This window comes from Blautia stercoris (genome assembly GCF_054657695.1).
Genome location: NZ_BAAHYF010000001.1, coordinates 1,540,001 through 1,560,198 on the forward strand (window position 1 = coordinate 1,540,001; position 20,198 = coordinate 1,560,198).

General features: G+C 39.0%; 21 protein-coding genes, 1 tRNA gene, 1 other RNA gene and 1 pseudogene (1 of these 24 cut by a window edge). 5 read left to right on the forward strand and 19 right to left on the reverse strand.

Annotated elements, in window-relative coordinates; translation table 11 throughout:
* From ACYQ2D_RS07425 to ACYQ2D_RS07445, 5 genes are all read right to left on the reverse strand, one after another.
* Nucleotides 1–535, reverse strand: the 5' portion of a protein-coding gene (locus ACYQ2D_RS07425; RefSeq protein WP_459785023.1) for a glycoside hydrolase family 13 protein. Its footprint begins 1,133 nt before the window's first position; the window shows 535 of its 1,668 coding nt (coding positions 1–535); the start codon lies at nt 533–535; the stop codon falls past the left edge of the window.
* A gap of 216 nt (nt 536–751) precedes the next feature.
* Nucleotides 752–1,783, reverse strand: a complete 1,032-nt coding sequence (locus tag ACYQ2D_RS07430; protein WP_459785320.1) for a LacI family DNA-binding transcriptional regulator — start codon at nt 1,781–1,783, stop codon at nt 752–754.
* The gene (locus tag ACYQ2D_RS07435; RefSeq protein WP_444139516.1) at nt 1,774–2,430 is read right to left on the reverse strand and encodes a CvpA family protein; all 657 of its coding nucleotides are present in this window, start codon (nt 2,428–2,430) and stop codon (nt 1,774–1,776) included. Before ACYQ2D_RS07435 ends, ACYQ2D_RS07430 begins: the two co-directional genes overlap by 10 nt.
* Before the next feature lie 179 nt (nt 2,431–2,609).
* The gene (locus tag ACYQ2D_RS07440) at nt 2,610–3,794 is read right to left on the reverse strand and encodes a DUF5711 family protein (RefSeq protein ID WP_459785024.1); all 1,185 of its coding nucleotides are present in this window, start codon (nt 3,792–3,794) and stop codon (nt 2,610–2,612) included.
* Between the two features lie 118 nt (nt 3,795–3,912).
* Nucleotides 3,913–5,196, reverse strand: coding sequence for a LysM peptidoglycan-binding domain-containing protein (locus tag ACYQ2D_RS07445; RefSeq protein WP_459785025.1), 1,284 nt, complete (start codon nt 5,194–5,196; stop codon nt 3,913–3,915).
* Between the two features lie 326 nt (nt 5,197–5,522).
* Between ACYQ2D_RS07445 and yyaC the strand changes: the two are divergent.
* Nucleotides 5,523–5,957 (forward strand): annotated as a pseudogene (gene yyaC, locus ACYQ2D_RS07450) (spore protease YyaC); the annotation flags it as partial.
* A gap of 26 nt (nt 5,958–5,983) precedes the next feature.
* Here the strand turns inward: yyaC and ACYQ2D_RS07455 are convergent.
* The 10 genes from ACYQ2D_RS07455 to ACYQ2D_RS07500 form a co-directional block, all read right to left on the reverse strand.
* Nucleotides 5,984–6,718, reverse strand: a complete 735-nt coding sequence (locus tag ACYQ2D_RS07455) for an HD domain-containing protein (RefSeq protein ID WP_022303079.1) — start codon at nt 6,716–6,718, stop codon at nt 5,984–5,986.
* A gap of 130 nt (nt 6,719–6,848) precedes the next feature.
* Nucleotides 6,849–7,790 (reverse strand): transketolase family protein, encoded by a 942-nt coding sequence (locus tag ACYQ2D_RS07460; RefSeq protein ID WP_022303080.1) that lies wholly within the window; start codon nt 7,788–7,790, stop codon nt 6,849–6,851.
* Nucleotides 7,778–8,617, reverse strand: coding sequence for a transketolase (locus ACYQ2D_RS07465; RefSeq protein ID WP_117456919.1), 840 nt, complete (start codon nt 8,615–8,617; stop codon nt 7,778–7,780). The genes ACYQ2D_RS07460 and ACYQ2D_RS07465 overlap by 13 nt, the downstream gene beginning before the upstream one ends.
* Nucleotides 8,618–8,688: 71 nt before the next feature.
* Nucleotides 8,689–9,342, reverse strand: coding sequence for a fructose-6-phosphate aldolase (gene fsa / locus ACYQ2D_RS07470; protein WP_459785026.1), 654 nt, complete (start codon nt 9,340–9,342; stop codon nt 8,689–8,691).
* Between the two features lie 212 nt (nt 9,343–9,554).
* On the reverse strand, nt 9,555–10,670 hold the full coding sequence (locus ACYQ2D_RS07475) for a LacI family DNA-binding transcriptional regulator (protein ID WP_459785027.1): 1,116 nt from the start codon (nt 10,668–10,670) through the stop codon (nt 9,555–9,557).
* 12 nt (nt 10,671–10,682) lie between these two features.
* Complete coding sequence (recR, locus tag ACYQ2D_RS07480) at nt 10,683–11,282, reverse strand: recombination mediator RecR (RefSeq protein ID WP_022303084.1); 600 nt, start codon at nt 11,280–11,282, stop codon at nt 10,683–10,685.
* Nucleotides 11,283–11,348: 66 nt separating this feature from the next.
* Complete coding sequence (locus tag ACYQ2D_RS07485) at nt 11,349–11,702, reverse strand: YbaB/EbfC family nucleoid-associated protein (protein ID WP_022303085.1); 354 nt, start codon at nt 11,700–11,702, stop codon at nt 11,349–11,351.
* The gene (gene dnaX, locus ACYQ2D_RS07490; RefSeq protein ID WP_459785028.1) at nt 11,702–13,336 is read right to left on the reverse strand and encodes a DNA polymerase III subunit gamma/tau; all 1,635 of its coding nucleotides are present in this window, start codon (nt 13,334–13,336) and stop codon (nt 11,702–11,704) included. Before dnaX ends, ACYQ2D_RS07485 begins: the two co-directional genes overlap by 1 nt.
* Before the next feature lie 91 nt (nt 13,337–13,427).
* Nucleotides 13,428–14,507: a 6-phosphofructokinase gene (locus tag ACYQ2D_RS07495; protein WP_372555157.1), complete on the reverse strand. Its 1,080-nt coding sequence runs from the start codon at nt 14,505–14,507 to the stop codon at nt 13,428–13,430.
* A gap of 115 nt (nt 14,508–14,622) precedes the next feature.
* Nucleotides 14,623–15,039: a hypothetical protein gene (locus ACYQ2D_RS07500; protein WP_117456924.1), complete on the reverse strand. Its 417-nt coding sequence runs from the start codon at nt 15,037–15,039 to the stop codon at nt 14,623–14,625.
* A gap of 115 nt (nt 15,040–15,154) precedes the next feature.
* Between ACYQ2D_RS07500 and ffs the strand changes: the two genes are divergently transcribed.
* An RNA gene (gene ffs / locus ACYQ2D_RS07505) (signal recognition particle sRNA large type) lies at nt 15,155–15,416 on the forward strand.
* A gap of 73 nt (nt 15,417–15,489) precedes the next feature.
* Complete coding sequence (locus ACYQ2D_RS07510; protein WP_118701408.1) at nt 15,490–16,101, forward strand: DedA family protein; 612 nt, start codon at nt 15,490–15,492, stop codon at nt 16,099–16,101.
* Between the two features lie 44 nt (nt 16,102–16,145).
* On the opposite strand, the gene ACYQ2D_RS07515 is transcribed toward ACYQ2D_RS07510, so the two are convergent.
* The 3 genes from ACYQ2D_RS07515 to ACYQ2D_RS07525 form a co-directional block, all read right to left on the reverse strand.
* Nucleotides 16,146–17,000 (reverse strand): homocysteine S-methyltransferase family protein, encoded by an 855-nt coding sequence (locus tag ACYQ2D_RS07515; protein ID WP_118701407.1) that lies wholly within the window; start codon nt 16,998–17,000, stop codon nt 16,146–16,148.
* Nucleotides 16,981–17,493, reverse strand: a complete 513-nt coding sequence (tadA, locus tag ACYQ2D_RS07520) for a tRNA adenosine(34) deaminase TadA (RefSeq protein WP_459785029.1) — start codon at nt 17,491–17,493, stop codon at nt 16,981–16,983. Before tadA ends, ACYQ2D_RS07515 begins: the two co-directional genes overlap by 20 nt.
* A gap of 407 nt (nt 17,494–17,900) precedes the next feature.
* A tRNA-Ser gene (locus tag ACYQ2D_RS07525) sits at nt 17,901–17,988 on the reverse strand.
* 197 nt (nt 17,989–18,185) lie between these two features.
* Between ACYQ2D_RS07525 and ACYQ2D_RS07530 the strand changes: the two genes are divergently transcribed.
* Nucleotides 18,186–18,344, forward strand: a complete 159-nt coding sequence (locus ACYQ2D_RS07530; RefSeq protein WP_459785030.1) for a hypothetical protein — start codon at nt 18,186–18,188, stop codon at nt 18,342–18,344.
* Between the two features lie 39 nt (nt 18,345–18,383).
* Nucleotides 18,384–19,079, forward strand: coding sequence for an anaerobic ribonucleoside-triphosphate reductase activating protein (locus ACYQ2D_RS07535; RefSeq protein ID WP_117456927.1), 696 nt, complete (start codon nt 18,384–18,386; stop codon nt 19,077–19,079).
* Here ACYQ2D_RS07535 and ACYQ2D_RS07540 read toward each other — a convergent pair.
* A complete protein-coding gene (locus ACYQ2D_RS07540; RefSeq protein ID WP_187558895.1) occupies nt 19,038–20,063 on the reverse strand; it encodes a hypothetical protein in 1,026 nt (341 codons plus the stop codon). The two genes, ACYQ2D_RS07535 and ACYQ2D_RS07540, sit on opposite strands and share 42 nt — an antisense overlap.
* Between the last annotated feature and the right edge of the window lie 135 nt (nt 20,064–20,198).

The window sequence follows — 20,198 nt, forward strand, 5'->3', positions numbered from 1 at the left end:
CACGGACTTTTGGATTATCCCAGTTTAAATCCGGCTGTTTTTTAGAAAACAGATGCAGATAATACATATCTGTTGTTTCATCATAAACCCAGGCAGAACCGTTAAATACAGAACCCCAGTTATTTGGTTCTTTTCCGTCTTTCCCTTCTCTCCAGATGTAATAGTCACGATATGGATTTTCTCTTGATTTTTTACTTTCTACAAACCATGCATGCTCATCCGATGTATGATTGACAACCAAGTCCATGACAATTCGGATTCCTCTCTTATGAGCTTCTGCCAACATACGGTCGAAATCTTCCATTGTTCCAAACTCTTCCATAATCGCCTGATAATCACTGATATCATATCCATTATCATCATTCGGAGACTGATAAACCGGAGAAAGCCAGATTACATCAATTCCTAATTCTTTTAAATAATCTAATTTTTCTGTAATTCCATTGATATCTCCAATTCCGTCTCCATTGCTGTCTTTAAAACTTCTTGGATAAATCTGATAAACAACGCTTTCTTTCCACCATTTTTTTTCCATAATCTTCACCTCATCCATTTTCTAATCGTTCTGATAAATCAGACACGTTTTCTCACTTTGCTATATAAATCTGATATATAGATTCAAAGCAATAATTATCTGCTTTCATTTACGCAAAAACGTTTTGCGTAAAACCTTATTTACTATTACCAATTATAGCAAACTGTGTTTTCTATCACAATAGGTTTTTCGCAAAACGTCCATTTCACCTAAATCTTATTCTCTATTCTGTACAGAATCACGAACCACCAGTTCAACCGGAAGCCGTTCTTCTCCATCAAATGGTTCTTCTTTTATCAGACTCATTAGTTTCTTTACAACCATCTTTCCTTTTTTCATGACATCCTGACGCACTGTTGTAAGCTGTGGTCTGCACATCTTTGCATAAGGACTGTCATCAAATCCAACAACCGAAATATCCTCCGGCACACGAATCCCCATATCCTGTAACACAAGAATTCCTTCCTGTGCATAACGATCTGAAGCAAAAAATAATGCATCCCATTTACAAATTTCTTCCAACTGGTCTTTTAACCACTGCATCTGAAATTCCTGCTTTATCGGCATAATCCAATGTTTCGCCAAAACTGAACCATTTTCTTTTGCTGCTCTTTGAAGTCCGAGCCAACGCTCATGGTCTACGCCAATATCATTATCTGACAGGAAAAGAATCTTTTTCATTCCATTTTCTATCAGATAATTTCCCATCTTAAAACCTCCTTCAAAATCCTGAAGCCCTATATTTTCTGCCCGTTCTCTTCCCTCATAATAATTGTCAATACTGACCAATGGAATCTGACACCTCTTTTGAAGTTCAATATTCTGTTCTGCTGTAAGCCCAAGTGTAATCAAACCCTCTACTTTCCACGTCGCTGCCAACTTCCAGCTTTCTTCCGATGTACTCGACATGTGAAACAGCATATAATAATTTTTTCTGTAAATCTCTAATTCAAGTGCGCTTAACATAATGCTGGTAAATGGGTCACCTTCAATACTTCTTCTTTTTCCATCTACCCCGCCAATCAAAACACCTATCAGTCTGGAACGATTCTGCGCCAGCATCAATGCACTCATACTTGGAATATACTGATGTTCTTCCAAAATTTTCTGTATCTTATCAATATTTGACTTTGAAACTTTTTTTGTATTTCCATGTATAACATTCGAAACAGTGGTCGGACTGACTCCCGCTTCTTTTGCAATATCTTTTATCCTTACCATAGCTTTCTTCTTTCTTTTTATTTCAATAAAATATTTACAAACGGATTACAGTTATACAGCCAGTTTATAACTGGATTTTCCTGAATCATTGCCAATGCCTGTGCTCCGATTTCTGTATTCCAGATTAGAAACACAATCAAAAAGAATACCCATAAAATCACCAATCCCTGAACTGCGCCTATTGCCCCACCTGCAAGACGATTGACCATGCTTAAGACCGGCAGTCTGAATAAACCATCCAGCAGCCCCACTGCAATCCGAAGCAAAATCGATAACAGCACAAATGTAATCACAAAAGCAAGTCCATTTACAATCAGATGTGCCGTTGACTCTGCAAGTGGAGCCACTGCACTTTCCGTAAACTCATCTCCGATTCTAAGTGTATTTGAAAAATTTTCCGGAACACCCATTTTCTGCATAAATTCCTGCTGCACATTTTCCGTCTGTTTTTCGGCAATACTTTGAAATGCTTCCCTGCATTTGGTTTCAGTCACTTCATACACCGTTGTTTTTTCTTCCAGAAATGTTGCAACATAAGGATTTGCCAGTGATACCAGCACCAGACTCACAACAAGCGACATCATTGCTGCCAGTGTCCGAACCATTCCTTTTCTAAAACCATTTAAAATACACCCTGCCAGTATCACTAAAATTACTATGCTTAACCAGTTCATACGCTTTTCTCCTTTTGTTTCTTTCCCTGATTTTTCCGTGAGCTACCCGACTATAAGGAACCGAGCCTCTTACTTAAATACCATTCTGTTTCCATATTTTAAACGCTACGCTTAAATCTATCCCATAATGCAGAGAAAACAGACCATTGCCTGCCGACAACCGCCTGTTTCCACATATTTTATTTTAATTTAATTGTCTTGATTCCACTTTCCGAAACCACCATATAACGATTGGATGCAATTCTGAAAATCCCCTGTATTGTCCCCTCTCCAAAGTTTCCATCAAACTTTTTGTTTCCGTTTAAGTCAATCATACAAACTTGCGTATCGTTATTCATAATAATCATTTCATTGCTGATTTTTATCTGGGTATATTCAATATTGAACTTCTTTTCAAATTTCATTTTTCCATTCAGACTGTATACCCGCATTACATAATTTTTATTATTATCTTTATCTTTGAATACCACTCCTGCATAATTATCATTGTAGAAGGTACTGACAATCTCTGATGTCATCTCCACATTTTTCTTTTCTTTCGGAATGTTTTCTCCCTGATAGACAGAAAATCCATTATCCCGAAATGCCAGCGCAGAACCATCTTTTAAATAAATGGTCTGCGGTACAATGACATCTTTATAAGTGTAACCGGATACAATATTGTCAATCTCACTTTGACCGCTGTCTCCAAAATTATAAAAAGCTACATAACTGGTTGTCTGTGCGTCTTCTACATAAAGATAACTGACCATAATAATCTTTCCATTTGGTGATACCGCAATATCAACCGGATATCCCGGACTGTCAATTCTTGTCTGGTTCTCTGCAATCAGACTGCCATCTTTGGCATAAAAATTTACCCATGTTTTATCATTATCCTGTAAAATTGCAGCAACAACTCCTGTTCTCGCCACTCTTGCTTTTAAAATCGGTTTGGATGTCTGAACCGTTCCAACCACTTTTTCTTTTGATAAAATATATATGGAAGTCGCATCCTTATCTGCCACCACCGCCATGTTTTCACAGACGTCTACTGTCGGATTTGTCATCTGAAAATCCTCTGACCATACTGTTTCCTCTTTTTGATTCACCAAAGAAACTCCATCTGTTCCGTATTTCAAAATTTCATCTTCAAACTGGACAAAACCATAAGCCTGCACATTTTCATTTTTTGAAGACGAAAGTACAGAATAGTTGTGATACGTACGCCTGTGAATAACTAATACAGCTATTACAATAATTACAATTAAAATCAAAATGCCTACTAAAATCATCTCTAATTGTCTGCGTTGTTCTCTGGTTTGTCTTGTTTGTTTCTTACCCTTGCTTTTGCTTTGACTTTGTTTTTCTTTATTCTGTTCCATTTATCTTAACCTTTGTTTTATTATGTACTCTCAGAATCTTTCTGTGCTTGATTTTGTGAGTCCATTATTTATATCAAAGCGCTTATGCCCTGACATGCGGCTATTATAGCACACTTTTCTATGGGAGTAAAATTTTTTGTCCCGGAAAAATAAATTCTTCTGCGGAAATTCCATTCAATTCACAAATCTCTTTTATTTTTGAAGTTGTCCCATAATAAGCCCGGCTGATGCTGGTAATGGTATCCCCCTCACGCACGGTATATGTTTCATGCATTGAATTTGAACCTGTGGTTTGCGCTATACTTGTATTTCCTGTGCTCTGTGCTGTATTTGCACTTTCTGTCCTATCTGAACCTGTCTCTCCCTGTTGTTCCTGTCTTGCAGATTCGCTCTGCTTGTTCCCTTCCGCCTCTGCATTTGCCTGTTCTGATTTCTTATCTCTTTTACCGTCCATTGAACCTGATACTGAATCCGACTCTGTCCCGGTCTGCGTCTCTTCTTTTAACTTTTCTGTATCGGAAGTCTCTGATTTTTCTATCGTTTCTGCATCGTTGTTTGAATTTGACACAACCGTTTCGGATTTCTTTTTTTCAATTTTTGCTTTGTCTGCAATAGAATTCGTTTTTTTTAACTTCTCATATTGATTCAGATAAAGTACTCCCGCAATCAACATTGCTGCTGCCGCACTTGCACTTGCCATCCGAAACAGAGGCGCTATTTTATCCCGCTTTTTTCCTTTCGTCTTTTCTTCTACTTTTTTACGAAATGTCTTTACTGCTTCATCCGCTACCTTTTCGCTTCTTTCTCTTGCATATTTATTTTGCTCAATTAAAAAATTTTGCATTGGCTCATTTTTTTCATAATAAACATAAAAGCCTTCCTGCCTGGTAAGTTTCCCCTCTTCATAACGATAAAAAGCCTCTTCTTTTTCAAGAGGTTCCATCACCATAAGCACTTTTTCATTTCCGCCAAAATGATTAAAATGTGTTTTGCTGATTCCCTCATGAAGTTCCATAGAACAGCCTGGAAGCGATAAAAACCAGCCTACAATTTCCTGATTCGGAAAGAATTTTTTATTTTCCTCATAAATCTGTTTCCACACATCCTTTGTAAAGACAAAATGTTCTTCTGAAACCTCAATATCATGAAGCGCAACCGCACTTTTAATAAATAAATATGTCTTTCCATCTTTCCAGTTCGCCTGCCCAAGCAGAATTGCCGCTCTCCCTTTTGCAGAATCCTCACTTGCGATTCTACAAAGATAAGTATAAGCATAATCTTCTATATAGATTTTTTGATTCCCCTGTATTTCACCAATCTGTCGTATATTGTTTGGAATCCGGAAAAAAGCCTGATTTCCCTCCGCTTTTTCTTTCTCCTTTTCATAAATGACCTCTATCATAATTCTTTCACCCCTTTGGGCAAAAGAATAGCATACAAGCTCTGCAAATTTTATCACTTTGAGGAAGCTGCCTGATTTTTTTTGTCGACAAATCTTTACTTAAAAAGTCAGGATAAATCATCCAAAACAGGGAAACCTATTATAAAAGAAATTTTGACCAGTAGTACAGCGTCAATCTAGCAGTTACTTAATATTCGCTGTACTAAAACAGTGATTTTTTTGAAAGGATGGTAAATTTTATGGAATCATACCAAAATGCTCCTGTCCACTATGTAGAAAGCAAAAGCTGCCGCGCTCCCAACCAGGTCGGTTCTCTTTTATTTGAAATGCTGTGCTCACAGCAAAAAGATTTTCAGGAAGTAGTCTTTCTCTGCATTGGAAGTGACCGGATTACAGGAGACAGCCTTGGTCCGTTAATCGGACATAAATTAAGTAAAGAACATCTTTCCCGCTGTATCATTTATGGGACACTGGATCAGCCCGTTCATGCCTTAAACCTTGCTGAAGTCACAGCAATGGTTCATACAAAACATCCGAACTGTCTTTTGATTGCAATTGATGCCTCCCTTGGTTCAAAACGACATCAGGAATTTGTCACCATCCGAAAAGGTGCACTTGCCCCCGGACTTGGTGTAAAAAAGAAACTGCCCCCGGTCGGCGACATTTCCATCACTGGAATTGTAAACCTCTCAGGGGCATTTGAACATTTTGTACTTCAGACAACAAGACTTGCAACCGTGATTCAGCTTGCAGACACAATTGTATCCGGCATTCTGATTGCACACCGTCAATATTTCGGAACACATCGTTTTTCTTTATTGGATTTTTTCCATTCGGATTCAGATTCCGAACGTTTTCGAAGCTTTGCAAAATTTACCCCTCTGTCTGCAGCATCTTCGGAGAATTCTCCGAACGGAAGCCGGTAATCTGCATAAGTATAGTCCTTGCCAAATATTTTTTTCATCAGGTGTTTCATTGCGTGATAGACACCTCTCGGAAACCATACATGAAAATAATACTGTCCGATTTCACATGTTCCACAGTACTTATCCGTTAATGTGATAATCCACGTTTCTTTATGCATTGGTGGAATCGGAGTTACAGGAAACATGTGTTTTAAAATCATTTCTTTTTCAAGTGCATTTAATTTAAAGTATTTTTGCGCATTATGCAGGGCAGTATGCGGATGCGTCATTGCATGAACAGGGTCACCTGTTTTTTTGCGATGATTATGCCAGTCGTATAAAAATAAATCATGAAGCATACCTGCTCTTGCTGCAGAACGTGCATCCAGATTAAAAAATTTACATATTTTATAATTGTAATAGGCAACATTCAGACAATGCTGATAACAACTTGTATTACAATGATGCTGATAATTTTTCATTTTCAGGACATACGGATGATGTACCAAATCTTTGATGTATCCATAAAATTCTTCATTTTCGGATTTTTTATCCTGTCTGACCTCTCCGCCTGTGTTTCTTATATTTTTTACTGTTCTTCTGCTTCTCGTTTTCATAACTTCATTCCCTTTCTTTTTTAGTTCTTAAAAACTTTAGCTATAAGAACTAAAAAAAGGTGCCGCCTTTTGGCGACACCTCTAAGACTTAGCCCTATTCTATAACAGAGCTTTTTATTTGTAAATATAATTATTTAACGAATGCTTTTACTTTATTGTAAATTCCTGCTGCATCAATTCCATATTTTTCCAGTAATTTTACTGCCGGGCCGGACTCACCAAATACATCATTGATACCGATACGAAGCATCTGTGTCGGAGCTTTTTCGCTTAACACTTCCGCTACTGCACCGCCAAGACCACCGATTACAGAATGTTCTTCTACTGTAACGACTTTGCCTGTTTCTTTTGCAGCTTTTACAACCAGTTCTTCATCTAATGGTTTGATAGTATGAATATTGATTACTTTTGCATCAATTCCATCTTCAGCCAGTTTTTCTGCTGCTGCTAAAGTTTCACTTACGCAAAGACCTGTTGCAAAGATTGTAACATCTTTTCCTTCTCTAAGCACGATACCTTTTCCGATTTCAAACTTATAATCCGGTCTGTCATTGATAACCGGCACTGCCAGACGTCCAAAACGTAAATAAACAGGACCTTCATGAAGGTAAGCTGCTTCTACAGCTGCTTTTGCCTCTACATCATCAGATGGATTTAAGATCACCATGCCTGGAATGGTTCTCATAAGTGCCATATCTTCGTTACACTGATGCGTTGCACCATCTTCTCCAACAGAGATTCCGGCATGAGTTGCACCAATTTTTACATTTAAATGTGGATAACCGATGGAGTTACGCACCTGCTCGTAAGCACGTCCTGCTGCAAACATTGCAAATGTACTTGCAAATGGAACTTTTCCTGTTGTAGACAGACCTGCTGCGATTCCCATCATATTGGATTCTGCGATACCACAGTCAATGTGACGTTCCGGATATGCTTTTTGGAATGTTCCGGTCTTTGTAGCACCTGCCAGGTCAGCATCAAGAACTACTAAATTTTCGTATTTTTTTCCTAATTCAACTAATGCGTTACCATAACTTTCTCTGGTTGCAATTTTCTTTACTTCTGACATAATGCTTCACCTACCTTTTCCAAGTCTGCCATTGCGATTGCATATTCTTCATCGTTTGGAGCTTTTCCATGCCATCCTGCATTGTTTTCCATATAGGAAACGCCTTTTCCTTTTACAGTCTTCATGATAATAGCTGTCGGCATGCCTTTTGTTTCTTTTGCTTCTTTAAATGCAGCTGCAAGCTGGTCAAAATCATTTCCATCTTCTACATTGATTACATGAAAATTGAATGCTTCAAATTTCTTATCAATTGGATATGGAGAACAAACATCTTCAATTTTACCGTCAATCTGAAGTCCATTGTTATCTACGATTACAACTAAGTTATCCAGTTTTCTGTGTCCGGCAAACATAGAAGCCTCCCAAACCTGCCCTTCCTGGATTTCACCATCACCAAGCAATGTATAAACACGGTAATCAGCATTGTCCATTTTTCCGGCTAAAGCCATTCCAACTGCTGCTGAGATTCCCTGTCCTAAAGAACCACTGGACATATCAACACCTGGAATGTGTTTCATATCCGGATGTCCCTGAAGGTAAGAACCGATATGACGCAGAGTTTTTAAATCCTCTACCGGGAAATATCCTCTGTTTGCAAGAGTAGCATAAAGTCCCGGTGCTGTATGTCCTTTGGATAATACAAAACGGTCACGGTCTGCTTTCTTTGGCTCTTTCGGGTCAATATTCATTTCCTCAAAATATAAATAAGTAAATAAATCTGCTGCTGATAAAGAACCGCCCGGATGTCCCGCTTTTGCGGAATGAACAGCTGTCACAATACCTTTGCGGACTTCATTGGCTGTTTTCTGAAGCTCTAATTTGTTCATAGTTTCCTCCTGAAAAAATTTCTCATAATATAAGTGAGTGGCAATTTTGTTTTGCCACTCACATCTTACCTTTATTTTCCGAATACTGCAAGATAATCTTTTTGGAATTTTTCAATACCCTGGTCAGTAAGTGGATGATGGGTCATCTGCTCTAATACTTTGTATGGAACTGTTGCGATATCAGCACCTGCAAGTGCACATTCTGTTACATGCATTGGATGACGAACACTTGCTGCGATGATTTCTGTATCAATACCGGCAACTTCAAATATCTCAACGATATCACGGATTAAATCTGTTCCGCATACAGAAATATCATCCAGTCTTCCGAGGAATGGAGATACATAAGTTGCTCCTGCTCTTGCTGCCAGTAATGCCTGGTTTGCAGAGAAGATTAATGTTACGTTTGTTTTGATTCCTTCTGCTGTCAGAACTTTAACTGCTTTTAAGCCTTCTGTTGTCATAGGAATTTTAACAATCATGTTTGGATGAATTGCTGCGATTTCGCGACCTTCTTTAATCATTCCTTCTGCATCTGTTGTTGTAGCTTTTACTTCACCGCTGATTGGTCCGTCTACGATAGAAGCGATTTCTTCGATAACCTGATTAAAGTCACGTCCTTCTTTTGCAATCAGGGATGGGTTTGTAGTAACTCCACAGATAATTCCCATATCATTTGCTTTACGAATATCCTCTACATTTGCAGTATCAATAAAAAATTTCATAACTCATTTCCTCCCGTGAAACGTTCGTTTTATTTGTTGGTTATAGTTTACCTCATAATTCGTTTACGGGCAAGTCACAAAAAAATTATTAGTGATTTTATTTATTTATAAATATGCATTTTATTAATAATTTTTCGGCTGTATTTCATAATTTTTCTGCCATATACAGCCTTTTTTTGTTTTTTTATTACTAATATCTTTTCTGATTTTATTTAATATTTCTTTTCTTTCCTGCCTCTTTCGTGCGTTTTTTCCCGTGCATAAGAAGTGGTTTTTCTGGCAATTAATTTGGGTTCATACTCGATGTGATAAATACTGATTGGATTCGTTCCATCATAAGTATCTTTTGATGATTTAATCTTTCGGATAATAATATCACATGCATCCCTGCCTTTTAATGGAACGAAATGTTCAATTGTAGTAAGCGACAAATGAGACATGCCTGAAAAGATGATATTATCACATCCAATTACAGACATATCTCCCGGAATTTTATATTTTTCTTCCTGCAGTGCATCCATGATTCCAAATGCCATCATATCATTTAATCCCGCAATCGCTGTCAGATTATCATATTCTGCAAGAAGTTCTTTTGTCAGATTATATCCCATCTTATATTCCGAATCCGGACTTGGCAACTGTTCATCCAAAGATTCATCGGCCGCTTTTATCACAACTCGGTCTCCAAGCCCTGCCTGCTCATACTCCTGTACAAATCCCTGTACTCGTTTGGAACGCTGCTTCTGACGCTGGGTAAGCGGAGGTGTAATAAATGCAACATCTCTGTGGCCATAATCCAAAAGATGTCTTGCCATCAAACGTCCTACCTTTGTATTATCCTGATTAATTGCATCAACCTGTACTTTCTCCCTGTTACTGATAATTACAAGCGGGATTTTCTTTGCAATCTCGCCTACCTGTTCCATAAATACAGAACTTGGATTACAGGTATATATAATGCCTGCAGGGTCTACACTCGACATCAGCTTAAGATATTGTTCTTCGAGTTTCAATTCTCTTTGTGTATTACAGGTAAAAACACTGTATCCCTCTTCTTTCGCCACTGCCTCAATTCCCTGAAGCAGCATGACATAATACGGATTGGTAAGGGTTGGACAAAATACAATAATCAGCTTCCCTCTCCGGCTGTCCTTTCTTTGGCGCCGTTTTGGGATTATATATCCCATTTCCTTAGCAATCCGCTCAATTTTTTCCACTGTTTCTTTTGAAAAAGAAACATTATATTTATGATTTAATACCATCGAAACCGTTGCCTGAGAGACACCGGCTTTTTTTGCGATATCTGTTGATGTAACTTTTTTCCTCATAAAATTACACCCCTACAATTCCACTCTGCCCTCAAGTGCCCGCAAAAGAGTTACTTCGTCAATGTATTCCAGGTCTCCGCCTACCGGCACACCGCTTGCAATCCGACTGACTTTAATTCCGGTCGGCTTAATCAGCTTACTCAGATACATTGCCGTTGTCTCTCCCTCTACACTTGAATTTGTGGCAATAATAACCTCTTCAATTTCTTCTCTTGTGAGACGCTGAAGCAACTCTTTTAACTTAATGTCATCCGGTCCGATTCCAAGCATAGGAGAAATAGCACCATGAAGCACATGATATACCCCGTCAAATTTTCCGGTCTTTTCATAAGCTGCCAAATCTCTTGTATTTTCAACCACCATAATTATATGATGATTGCGTTTTTCATTCCTGCAAATCGGACAGATTTCCTGGTCAGTTAAAGTATAACATTCCTTACAATAACAGACATTGGCTTTTGCATCTACAATTGCTGAAGAGAGTTCTTCCACCTGTTCTTTCGGCAGATTCAAAATATGAAATGCCAGACGCTGGGCAGATTTTGCTCCGATTCCAGGAAGTCTGGAAAATTCTTCTATCAGTTTGTTAATATGACTGCTGTAATATTCCAATTTGATTCCTCTGTCTTTTGATTTTCGTGAACTACTCGGCAACTAAGTTACCAGAGTATCTAAAACTTAGAACAGTCCGCCACCAAGTCCGCCAAGACCACCTGTCAGTTTGGACATCATTGCAGCAGATTCCTGCTCTACTTTTCTTAACGCTTCATTGGTTGCTGCTACAATCAAATCTTCCAACATCTCAATATCATCCGGATCTACTACTTCTTCTGCAAGTTTTACTTTTGTCACTTCTTTTTTTCCGGAAATTGTTACTTCTACTGCACCACCACCGGCTTTTGCCGTAAATTCTTTTTCTTCCAGAGCTTTCTGGTTTTCTTCTGCCTGACGCTGCATTTTCTGTGCCTGTTTCATTAAGTTATTCATGTTTCCAGGCATACCCATTCCCGGAAATCCACCTCTTTTTGCCATTATATGTCCTCCTCGTCATCACTCATATCTTCTACTACGACATCCATCTGGATGCTTTGTTCAATCAGTTCATCTACCGAAATCGGTGTAAGTCCTGCCGGACCTTTTAAATCCGTATCCGTAATCACAAACTGAATTTCTACTTCTTTTCCTGTTTTTTCTCGAATAATTTTTTTCAGAAGCGGAATGGTATCTGGATTTTTGGTACAGATTTCCGCCTGAAAGTTGTGAAATTCAATATAAAGAATTGGCTCATCACTGTTTACATTATACTTTGGTGTGGCTTCTTTTAACATCTGTTTTAGCAGACCACTTGTTTCTCTTACAATTGCAGTCCAGTTCTTCTGAATATACTGCAAATCCTCCGGTGCTGCTTTTTGTGGTTTTACTGCTTCTTGTTCTTGTGGCTCTTCGCCAAACAGTTCCGGCTGCGGCAGTGCCCGAGTACTCGCTTTTTGAGACTCCGTCAAAACCGGAATCCCTTTTTCCATCTTTTCTTCGAGTATGCGAATCCGGTCAAATAAAGAATCCAAATTTGTCTCCATCACCGGCTGGCATAATTTAATCAGTGCAATCTCAACCAATACGCGCTTTTGGGACGCATACCGAATCTGATTGGAAAGTTCCGAGAAAACTCGAATATAACGCATCAGCGTCTCCGTGTCAAGCATTTCACTCTCTTCTTTTAAACGTTCCAGATTTTCTGCCGAAACATCCACAGCATCTTCCGGTACATCCGAAGTTTTTACCAACAACAGATTTCGCATATACCACACAAAATCATTTACAAACTGTCCCAGTTCTCTTCCCTGCACTATCAACTCTTCCAGTGTTTTAATTGAGCCTGCGGTATCCTGTGCTAACACCTTTCTTAACAGTTCACTGAATACTTCCATATCTACTGCACCCAGCACATCGAGTGCTTTTTCATACGTCAGCTTTTCGCCCAGATAAAACGCAATGCACTGGTCCAATAAAGATAAAGCATCTCGCATCGAGCCATCTGCTGCTTTTGCAATATAGCGGATTGCTTTTTCTTCAACTTCCGTACCTTCTTTTTCCATCAATTCACTCAGTCTTTCAGAAATCGTATCAACCGTAATTCTCCTGAAATCATAACGCTGGCATCTTGATAAAATGGTGATTGGAATTTTATGTGCTTCGGTTGTTGCCAGAATAAAGATAACATAAGAAGGAGGTTCTTCCAGCGTCTTTAAAAGAGCATTAAATGCTCCGGTTGACAACATATGAACCTCATCAATGATGTATACTTTATAACGACCCTCGGCCGGACGATATGCCACTTCTTCGCGAATCTCACGAATATTATCGACACCGTTATTCGATGCGGCATCAATTTCAATTACATTCATAGAAGTACCGGCCGAAATCGCTTTGCAGGTTTCACATTCATTACAGGGACTTCCGTCTACCGGGTGCTCACAGTTTACTGCCTTTGCTAAAATTTTCGCAATTGTGGTTTTACCGGTACCTCTGGTTCCGCAAAACAGATAGGCGTGACCGATACGATCCGCCTTTATCTGATTTTTTAATGTAGTTACGATGTGTTCCTGTCCCTTTACGTCTTCAAAATTTTGCGGTCGAAACTTGCGATACAGCGCAACATAGCTCATTTTAATTCTTCTCCTGTTTTCTTGCTCTTCCATGCAAATGATGCATACTCGTCAAGCAGATATTTTTAGTCCGCCTGACTGCTTAATTCGATTAATCTCCAAAACTGATTCCGATTCGTTTTGCAGCTTTAACTAACTGGTCATCCGGAGAAACCATCTTTAATTTTCCGGCACAGTCTGCAAGCGGAACTTTTTTAATTTTTCCGTTCACAATTCCTACCATATAGCCATATTCCTCTTTCAGAATCAATCCTGCCGCTGCAGAACCCATACGTGTTGAAAGCACACGGTCATAAGGACACGGACTTCCTCCTCTTTGTGTATGACCTGGAATTGTGATACGAATATCTAAATCCAGTTTCTTTTTCAATTCTGCTTCCAGTTTATACGCAACAGACGGATAAACTTTCTTTTCTTCTTCCTGTTTCTTTTTTAATTCTTTCTTCGGAAGTGCTGCATCTTCTTTTGAAATTGCGCCCTCTGCCACAGCAAGGATGGTAAATCCCTTTCCGGAACGACTTCGATTTTTTACTGCCTCAGCAATCTTTTGAATATCATAAGGAATCTCAGGAATCAGAATAATATCTGCTCCACCTGCAATTCCGGCATGAAGGGTCAGCCAGCCTACCTTGTGTCCCATAACTTCTACGATAAAAATACGGCTGTGGGATGCGGCTGTTGTGTGAATACAGTCAATTGCATCCGTTGCAATATTGACTGCACTTTGAAAACCAAATGTCATATCGGTTCCCCAGATATCATTGTCAATGGTTTTTGGAAGATGAATAATATTTAAGCCTTCTTCCCTTAACAGGTTTGCTGTTTTTTGTGTACCGTTTCCTCCAAGAATAACCAGACAGTCCAGACAAAGTTTATGATAAGTCTGTTTCATTGCTTCTACTTTGTCCAGTCCATTTGCATCCGGTACTCTCATCAGTTTAAACGGCTGACGTGATGTTCCAAGTATCGTTCCGCCTCGGGTTAAAATTCCTGAAAAATCCTTTGCAGAAAGCATTCTGTAATTTCCGTAGATAAGCCCTTTATAGCCATCATCAAATCCATAAACTTCCAAATCCTCTAAATTATTGAATAAACCTTTCACCACGCCACGCATTGTAGCATTTAACGCCTGACAGTCACCGCCGCTTGTCAGCAGACCAATTCTCTTCATAGATTCATCACATCCCATCTTGTGTTTTTACAAGTCTTACTTTCAAACACCTTATCGTACATACACGAATAGCATTTTGATATTTTGATCTTGTCATTTTTTATTATATACTAATTTATTTTTTATCACAATGCGAATTTTGAAAAAACAGTTCCACCTCTCCCGATTCATTTTTTTCTTTTAAAACGGTTACCTCAAATACCATATTTTCCCCTGGATTTAACGTTGTCAGTTCTATTTTTTTCTCCGGCATTTTCCCCTTATAAAATAAATCCCCTTTCTTTTTCAGTTCAATCTCTACATCGTTTGGTGCCTGTCCCCAAAAATAATAACACTCCGTCTCTTCTGTCTGATTCCAGATAGAAAACACCTGACTTTTACTCTCTTTTGCTTTTAAATCATTAAACTTCGGAAATTCCTGTTCCGTCACAATAAATTTCGGAATCCCTGCATCTTCTTTGGCTGCTTCTTCTTTAGAAAATCCTGCCAAAAAAATCCCGAGTAATAGTAATAACAAAAGTTTTGCGCACATACTTTTATCCTCCCATTACTAATTTATTCCCACTTTCTTAAAATTTTCCAAAAAGTTCTCTCTGCTTTTCTTTTTTACATTGACAAACCTGCAAAAAACCGATATACTGGTATCACCGTGCAGCCGGGGAGTTAGCGGTGCCCTGTACCTGCAATCCGCTACAGCAGGGGTGTTGCCAAACGGAGGGGCTTGCTTTGCGGAGCTGCCCTCTATAAGTGGCGTTGACGTTTGGGTCTCACGCAACAGGACTCTGTGAACCGTGTCAGGTCAGGAATGAAGCAGCACTAAGCAGAATCCCCTGTGTGCCGTGAGGGTGCCTGGGCTGAGTTAACTGTAGAGGTAACGTCCGTGAAGGAGTCTCGATGGGCGGTGCACGGTAAAAAAAGAATATCATAACCTTCTTTGCATCATCATAGAATAAAAGAGATGATTGCAGGGGAGGTTTTTTTATTGCAATATTGGATGATTTCTATCATGAATCATTATGGGTATCTGGGAATTGCCCTCTTGATTCTGATTGAAAATCTGTTTCCTCCGATTCCTTCAGAAGTAATTCTGACCTTTGGTGGATTTTTAACGACTTATACAAATATGAATCTGATTGGGGTTATTCTTTTTTCTACACTTGGCAGTGTCCTTGGCGCAGTTGTGCTTTATCAGATTGGAAGTCTTGTTCCGGTCTCAAAACTTGAGGCAATTGTCAGTGGAAAAATCGGAAAACTGCTTCACTTTAAAAAAGAGGATGTCTCTCATGCTGTGGAATGGTTCGACAGCAAAGGAAATTATACCGTCTTTTTCTGCCGGTTTATTCCAATTGTAAGAAGCCTGATTTCAATTCCCGCAGGTATGGCGCACATGCATTTTTCCAAATTTTTTATTCTCACCACCTTCGGAAGTCTCATCTGGAATACCGTACTCGTCACACTTGGAGCATTTGCCGGTGCTTCCTGGCAAAAGACGGCACAATATTTCCACTCTTATAATCAGGCAGGAAAACTTGTACTTTGTGCTTTCACTCTCATTGGAATTTTCTTATACATAAAAAAACGCTTCCAGAAATGAATCTTTCCGGAAGTGTCCTTTTACTTGATTATCATTTTTCTTTTCTAGATTTCTTTTTTTAATGCTTTAATAAATTCCGGAGTCGTTCCACAGCATCCACCTACAATATCTGCGCCTGCATCCATCAATACTTTCATATTTTTTGCAAATGCCTCTGCGCCCATCGAGTAGACCGCATTGCCTTTTTCATCAATTGCCGGCATACCCGCATTTGGTTTTACAATCACCGGAATCTGTACTCGTTTTCTGATGTTTTCCACAACCGATACTAACTGGTCCGGTCCGGTCGAACAGTTGATTCCAACTGCATCTGCGCCCATCTGTTCCAGACTTTCCACTGCTTCATAAATATCTCCGCCAAAGAACAGACTTCCATCGGATTCTACGGTAAGAGTACACATAACCGGCAGGTCACAGACTGCTGCCGCTGCATCTAAAACTGCCATAACTTCTGTGACTCCAAGCATGGTTTCTGCAACCAGTAAATCCACCCCTGCATCATTTAAAATGCGAATCTGCTCGGTATAAGCCTCTAACAGTTCTTCGTAAGCAATTTCCTGCTTTCCTGTCGTTGTCACATCTCCTGCTACAAGACATTTGTCTCCCACTGCATCCTTTGTAATCTTTACGAGTCCTCGATTTAACTCTTCTACTTTATCCTCTAATCCATGATTTGCCAGACTGATTCTGTTTGCAGAAAATGTCGGCGCATAAATAATATCAGAACCTGCCTCTGCATAGGCTTTCTGTAATTCTATTAATGCCTGTGGATTTTCATAAATCCATGCTTCTGAACACACACCTCTTGGCATTCCTGCTTTCATCAAATTAGAGCCTGTTGCTCCATCTAATACCACTTTTCCTTTTGCTACCAGTTCTTTAAATTCCTGTTTTGTCATTTTCTTCCAGCTCCTTTGCTTTTGCTTTCGCTTTTGCCTTTTCCATTCTTAGTTCTTTAAAAAATCCACTCAGCATGGTACTGCATTCTTCTTCAAGAACTCCTCTTTCCACTTCTACCTTATGATTAAATCCATCCATTTCCAAAAGATTCAAGACCGAGCCTGCACAGCCCGCTTTTGGATTCATGCTTCCAATCACAATTTTATCAATTCTTGCCTGCACAATTGCTCCGGCACACATCTGGCATGGCTCAAGGGTCACATATAATGTACAGCCCTCCAGTCTCCAGTCACCTAATTTTTTACTTGCTTTTCGAATTGCATTGATTTCCGCATGAGAAGTGGTATTTTTATCTGTATTTCTCCGATTGTAACCACGGGCAATAATCTTCCCTTCATAGACAATCACACAACCAATCGGTACTTCCCGAAGCGCATACGCTTTTTTCGCCTGCCGAATGGCCTCTTTCATAAATTTTTCTTCGTCTCTCATTCTCCGCATCCTATTTCTGTATGATTTAGAATTATACAACAGAGTGCTTTTTCATTGCAACCCATTGCAACCGGTTGCTTTTTATTTTTTTCATACTCTGTTTAAAAATTTCAGAAAAGGTTTATGATACGGACACAATTCTATCATATTTTTGGGATATACTAGCATTATCAAATGAAGAAGACAGCGGCTGCATCGCAGTTTAAGTTTTACGAAAGTAAGGTTTGAACGAAATCAACTTTGTGGCTGCCGGCCTTCGCCCAATAAGCAAGTTAACTTTTTATATAGATTTTTCTTTTCCCTCCCTCTCTTTGCCGGTACATGAAAATGTACCGGCACTTTTTTTATTCGCAAGAATTTTTTCGCAACAAAAAAGGCAGTACAACTTTCGTCATACCGCCATTCACCGGAGATGGTGGGAGTCGAACCCACGCGCCCACGAAGGACCTATCGCATTTCGAGTGCGACCTCTTACGACCACTTGAGTACATCTCCATGTTTTTCTATTATACGGTGCTTCCTGCTTTTGGTCAAGCAAAAAATCTATTTTATTGACCACATTCTAATAAAATAGTATAATTTTATTAGATATAAAAAACGTGATGTAAAGTGCTCACTCGCCGCTTAGTGCTCTACGCACTTGAAGCGGGGGAATGCTTATCTGCGTTCAAATTCTAGAGAGGAGAATGTCTATGATAAAAACCAGAAACATGATTTTTGCAGCTATTTTGCTTATCCTGATTGGTGCAGGTTTTCTCTTTTATCATGCAAATCAGGCAAAACAGAGTGACACGTTCATTCCTCTGAGTGAATATAATGAACGTTTTTCAAAAGAGGGACACGGAAATTAGCCCGAATTATCATCCCTAAAGCAAGAAAGGATTTCCACCATGCCAATCAACGGATTTAACAAAACCACACTTTTAGATTACCCTGGAAAAATTGCATCCACCATCTTCCTTGGCGGGTGCAATTTCCGCTGTCCATTTTGCCAGAACAGTTCTCTCGTACTCTCTCCAAATAAACAGCCTGTGATTTCCACAGAAGAAGTCCTTTCTGTTTTAAAAAAACGTCAGGGAATTTTAGAGGGGGTCTGCATCACAGGCGGTGAGCCGACTTCGGATAAAGAATTATTTTTGCTCATTGATAAAATCAAAGAACTTGGTTATCCAGTTAAACTTGATACCAACGGCAGCCATCCATGGACTCTAAAAAAATTAGTGAACAATCAGATGATTGACATGGTTGCAATGGATATTAAATCTTCCAAAGAATCTTATGCAAAAGTATCTGGCTGCAAAAACATTGATTTAACATCCATCTGTGAATCTGTTGAATTTCTGCTCTCTAATGTGATTCCTTACGAATTTCGTACTACCGTTGTACGTGAACTTCATGACAAAGCCGATTTTGAATCTATCGGTAAGTGGATTGCCGGATGTCAGGCTTATTTCTTACAGGCATACCGCGATTCTCCGGATGTGATTCATCCCGGATTCACCAGTTATACAAAAACCGAATTAGAACAATTTCAAAAGATTTTATTAAGAACGATTCCCTCTGTTTCCATCAGGGGGATTGATTGACCGATACCAATAACCGAAATGTCCTTGTACTTCCTGTGCAGACATTTCGGTTGTTTCGCATTTTGCTTCTTTAAAATAAGGGAATCCAAACATTCCCGCCATCAGTGCTTCCTGTCTGTTATACGTTCCCGGCACTCCAAGTATGTAACAATTTCTCTTCGTATCTTTTCCAATCAAGGCATGTTTATACCGTCTCCATCCATAACGCAGGAAATTATTATTTAAAAGTCCCTGGTCACATGGATTTAGCTGATTATAATCCAAAAGACCAATTTTTGCACACTGTTCAAATTCGCCGTCCTTAAATGGACAGTAGAAGGATTCTTCGAGTTCACTTGATTCTTCCGGTTCTTCTAACGCTCCTGATTCCTCCGGCTCTTCTGGTTCCTCTAATTTTTCTTCTATTTCTCCTGTTTCACTTATTTCTTCCTGACATTCCTCTCCGACTTCTTCTAAGATACTTGGTGTCGGTGGAAATGGATTTTCCTGTATTTCCAGTTCTGTTTCTTCCCTGCCTTCCTCTTCACCTTCTGTTTCTTCAGGTTCTTCTTTTAATTCTTCTATCTCTTCTCCATTTTCTTCTTTTTTCTTTCCAAACCGAATTTCATCGAGACACACCGGATTTTCATCCCAGCCGGTTCCATACATCACATCACCGGCTAAAAACACGATTCCATTGAAATCATCGATTGAATATCCACTTTCCGAGACATTTTCTCCTGTTAGTTCCAGTGAAAATGCAATGATTTCTCCTGCCAAATCACAAGTTCCAAGATAAACTGCTTCACATTCCTGTTTTTCTTCCTCTCTTACATATCCATAAATTTCACACGGAAGAGTTTCCTGTCCATAAACACCCGAAAGCCGAAACTGCATCCGGCAGACCCCATCCCGAACTTCAACTTTTACAAATCCTTTTCCATTTCCTTTTTTTCTTCCCTCATATTCATATACATAAGCAACAAATCGTCGATATCCAGACATGTAATTCTCCCAAAAATTTGTTCTTTAAAAGTATATGATGCAAATGTCAAAAGTATATGAAAAAAAATTTAAAAATTTTCATTTTTTTATTGACAATTTGATTCAATTCCAGTATAATTGCAAATGTTGAATGCG

Bases quoted from the DNA above. Each gene is read 5' to 3' on its own strand.
- ACYQ2D_RS07435 (WP_444139516.1), bottom strand. From the start codon at position 2,430: ATGAACTGGTTAAGCATAGTAATTTTAGTGATACTGGCAGGGTGTATT.
- ACYQ2D_RS07440 (WP_459785024.1), bottom strand. From the start codon at position 3,794: ATGGAACAGAATAAAGAAAAACAAAGTCAAAGCAAAAGCAAGGGTAAG.
- ACYQ2D_RS07445 (WP_459785025.1), bottom strand. From the start codon at position 5,196: ATGATAGAGGTCATTTATGAAAAGGAGAAAGAAAAAGCGGAGGGAAAT.
- ACYQ2D_RS07455 (WP_022303079.1), bottom strand. From the start codon at position 6,718: ATGAAAACGAGAAGCAGAAGAACAGTAAAAAATATAAGAAACACAGGC.
- ACYQ2D_RS07460 (WP_022303080.1), bottom strand. From the start codon at position 7,790: ATGTCAGAAGTAAAGAAAATTGCAACCAGAGAAAGTTATGGTAACGCA.
- ACYQ2D_RS07465 (WP_117456919.1), bottom strand. From the start codon at position 8,617: ATGAACAAATTAGAGCTTCAGAAAACAGCCAATGAAGTCCGCAAAGGT.
- fsa (WP_459785026.1), bottom strand. From the start codon at position 9,342: ATGAAATTTTTTATTGATACTGCAAATGTAGAGGATATTCGTAAAGCA.
- ACYQ2D_RS07475 (WP_459785027.1), bottom strand. From the start codon at position 10,670: ATGAGGAAAAAAGTTACATCAACAGATATCGCAAAAAAAGCCGGTGTC.
- ACYQ2D_RS07485 (WP_022303085.1), bottom strand. From the start codon at position 11,702: ATGGCAAAAAGAGGTGGATTTCCGGGAATGGGTATGCCTGGAAACATG.
- dnaX (WP_459785028.1), bottom strand. From the start codon at position 13,336: ATGAGCTATGTTGCGCTGTATCGCAAGTTTCGACCGCAAAATTTTGAA.
- ACYQ2D_RS07495 (WP_372555157.1), bottom strand. From the start codon at position 14,507: ATGAAGAGAATTGGTCTGCTGACAAGCGGCGGTGACTGTCAGGCGTTA.
- ACYQ2D_RS07500 (WP_117456924.1), bottom strand. From the start codon at position 15,039: ATGTGCGCAAAACTTTTGTTATTACTATTACTCGGGATTTTTTTGGCA.
- ACYQ2D_RS07515 (WP_118701407.1), bottom strand. From the start codon at position 17,000: ATGACAAAACAGGAATTTAAAGAACTGGTAGCAAAAGGAAAAGTGGTA.
- tadA (WP_459785029.1), bottom strand. From the start codon at position 17,493: ATGAGAGACGAAGAAAAATTTATGAAAGAGGCCATTCGGCAGGCGAAA.
- ACYQ2D_RS07530 (WP_459785030.1), top strand. From the start codon at position 18,186: ATGATAAAAACCAGAAACATGATTTTTGCAGCTATTTTGCTTATCCTG.
- ACYQ2D_RS07535 (WP_117456927.1), top strand. From the start codon at position 18,384: ATGCCAATCAACGGATTTAACAAAACCACACTTTTAGATTACCCTGGA.
- ACYQ2D_RS07540 (WP_187558895.1), bottom strand. From the start codon at position 20,063: ATGTCTGGATATCGACGATTTGTTGCTTATGTATATGAATATGAGGGA.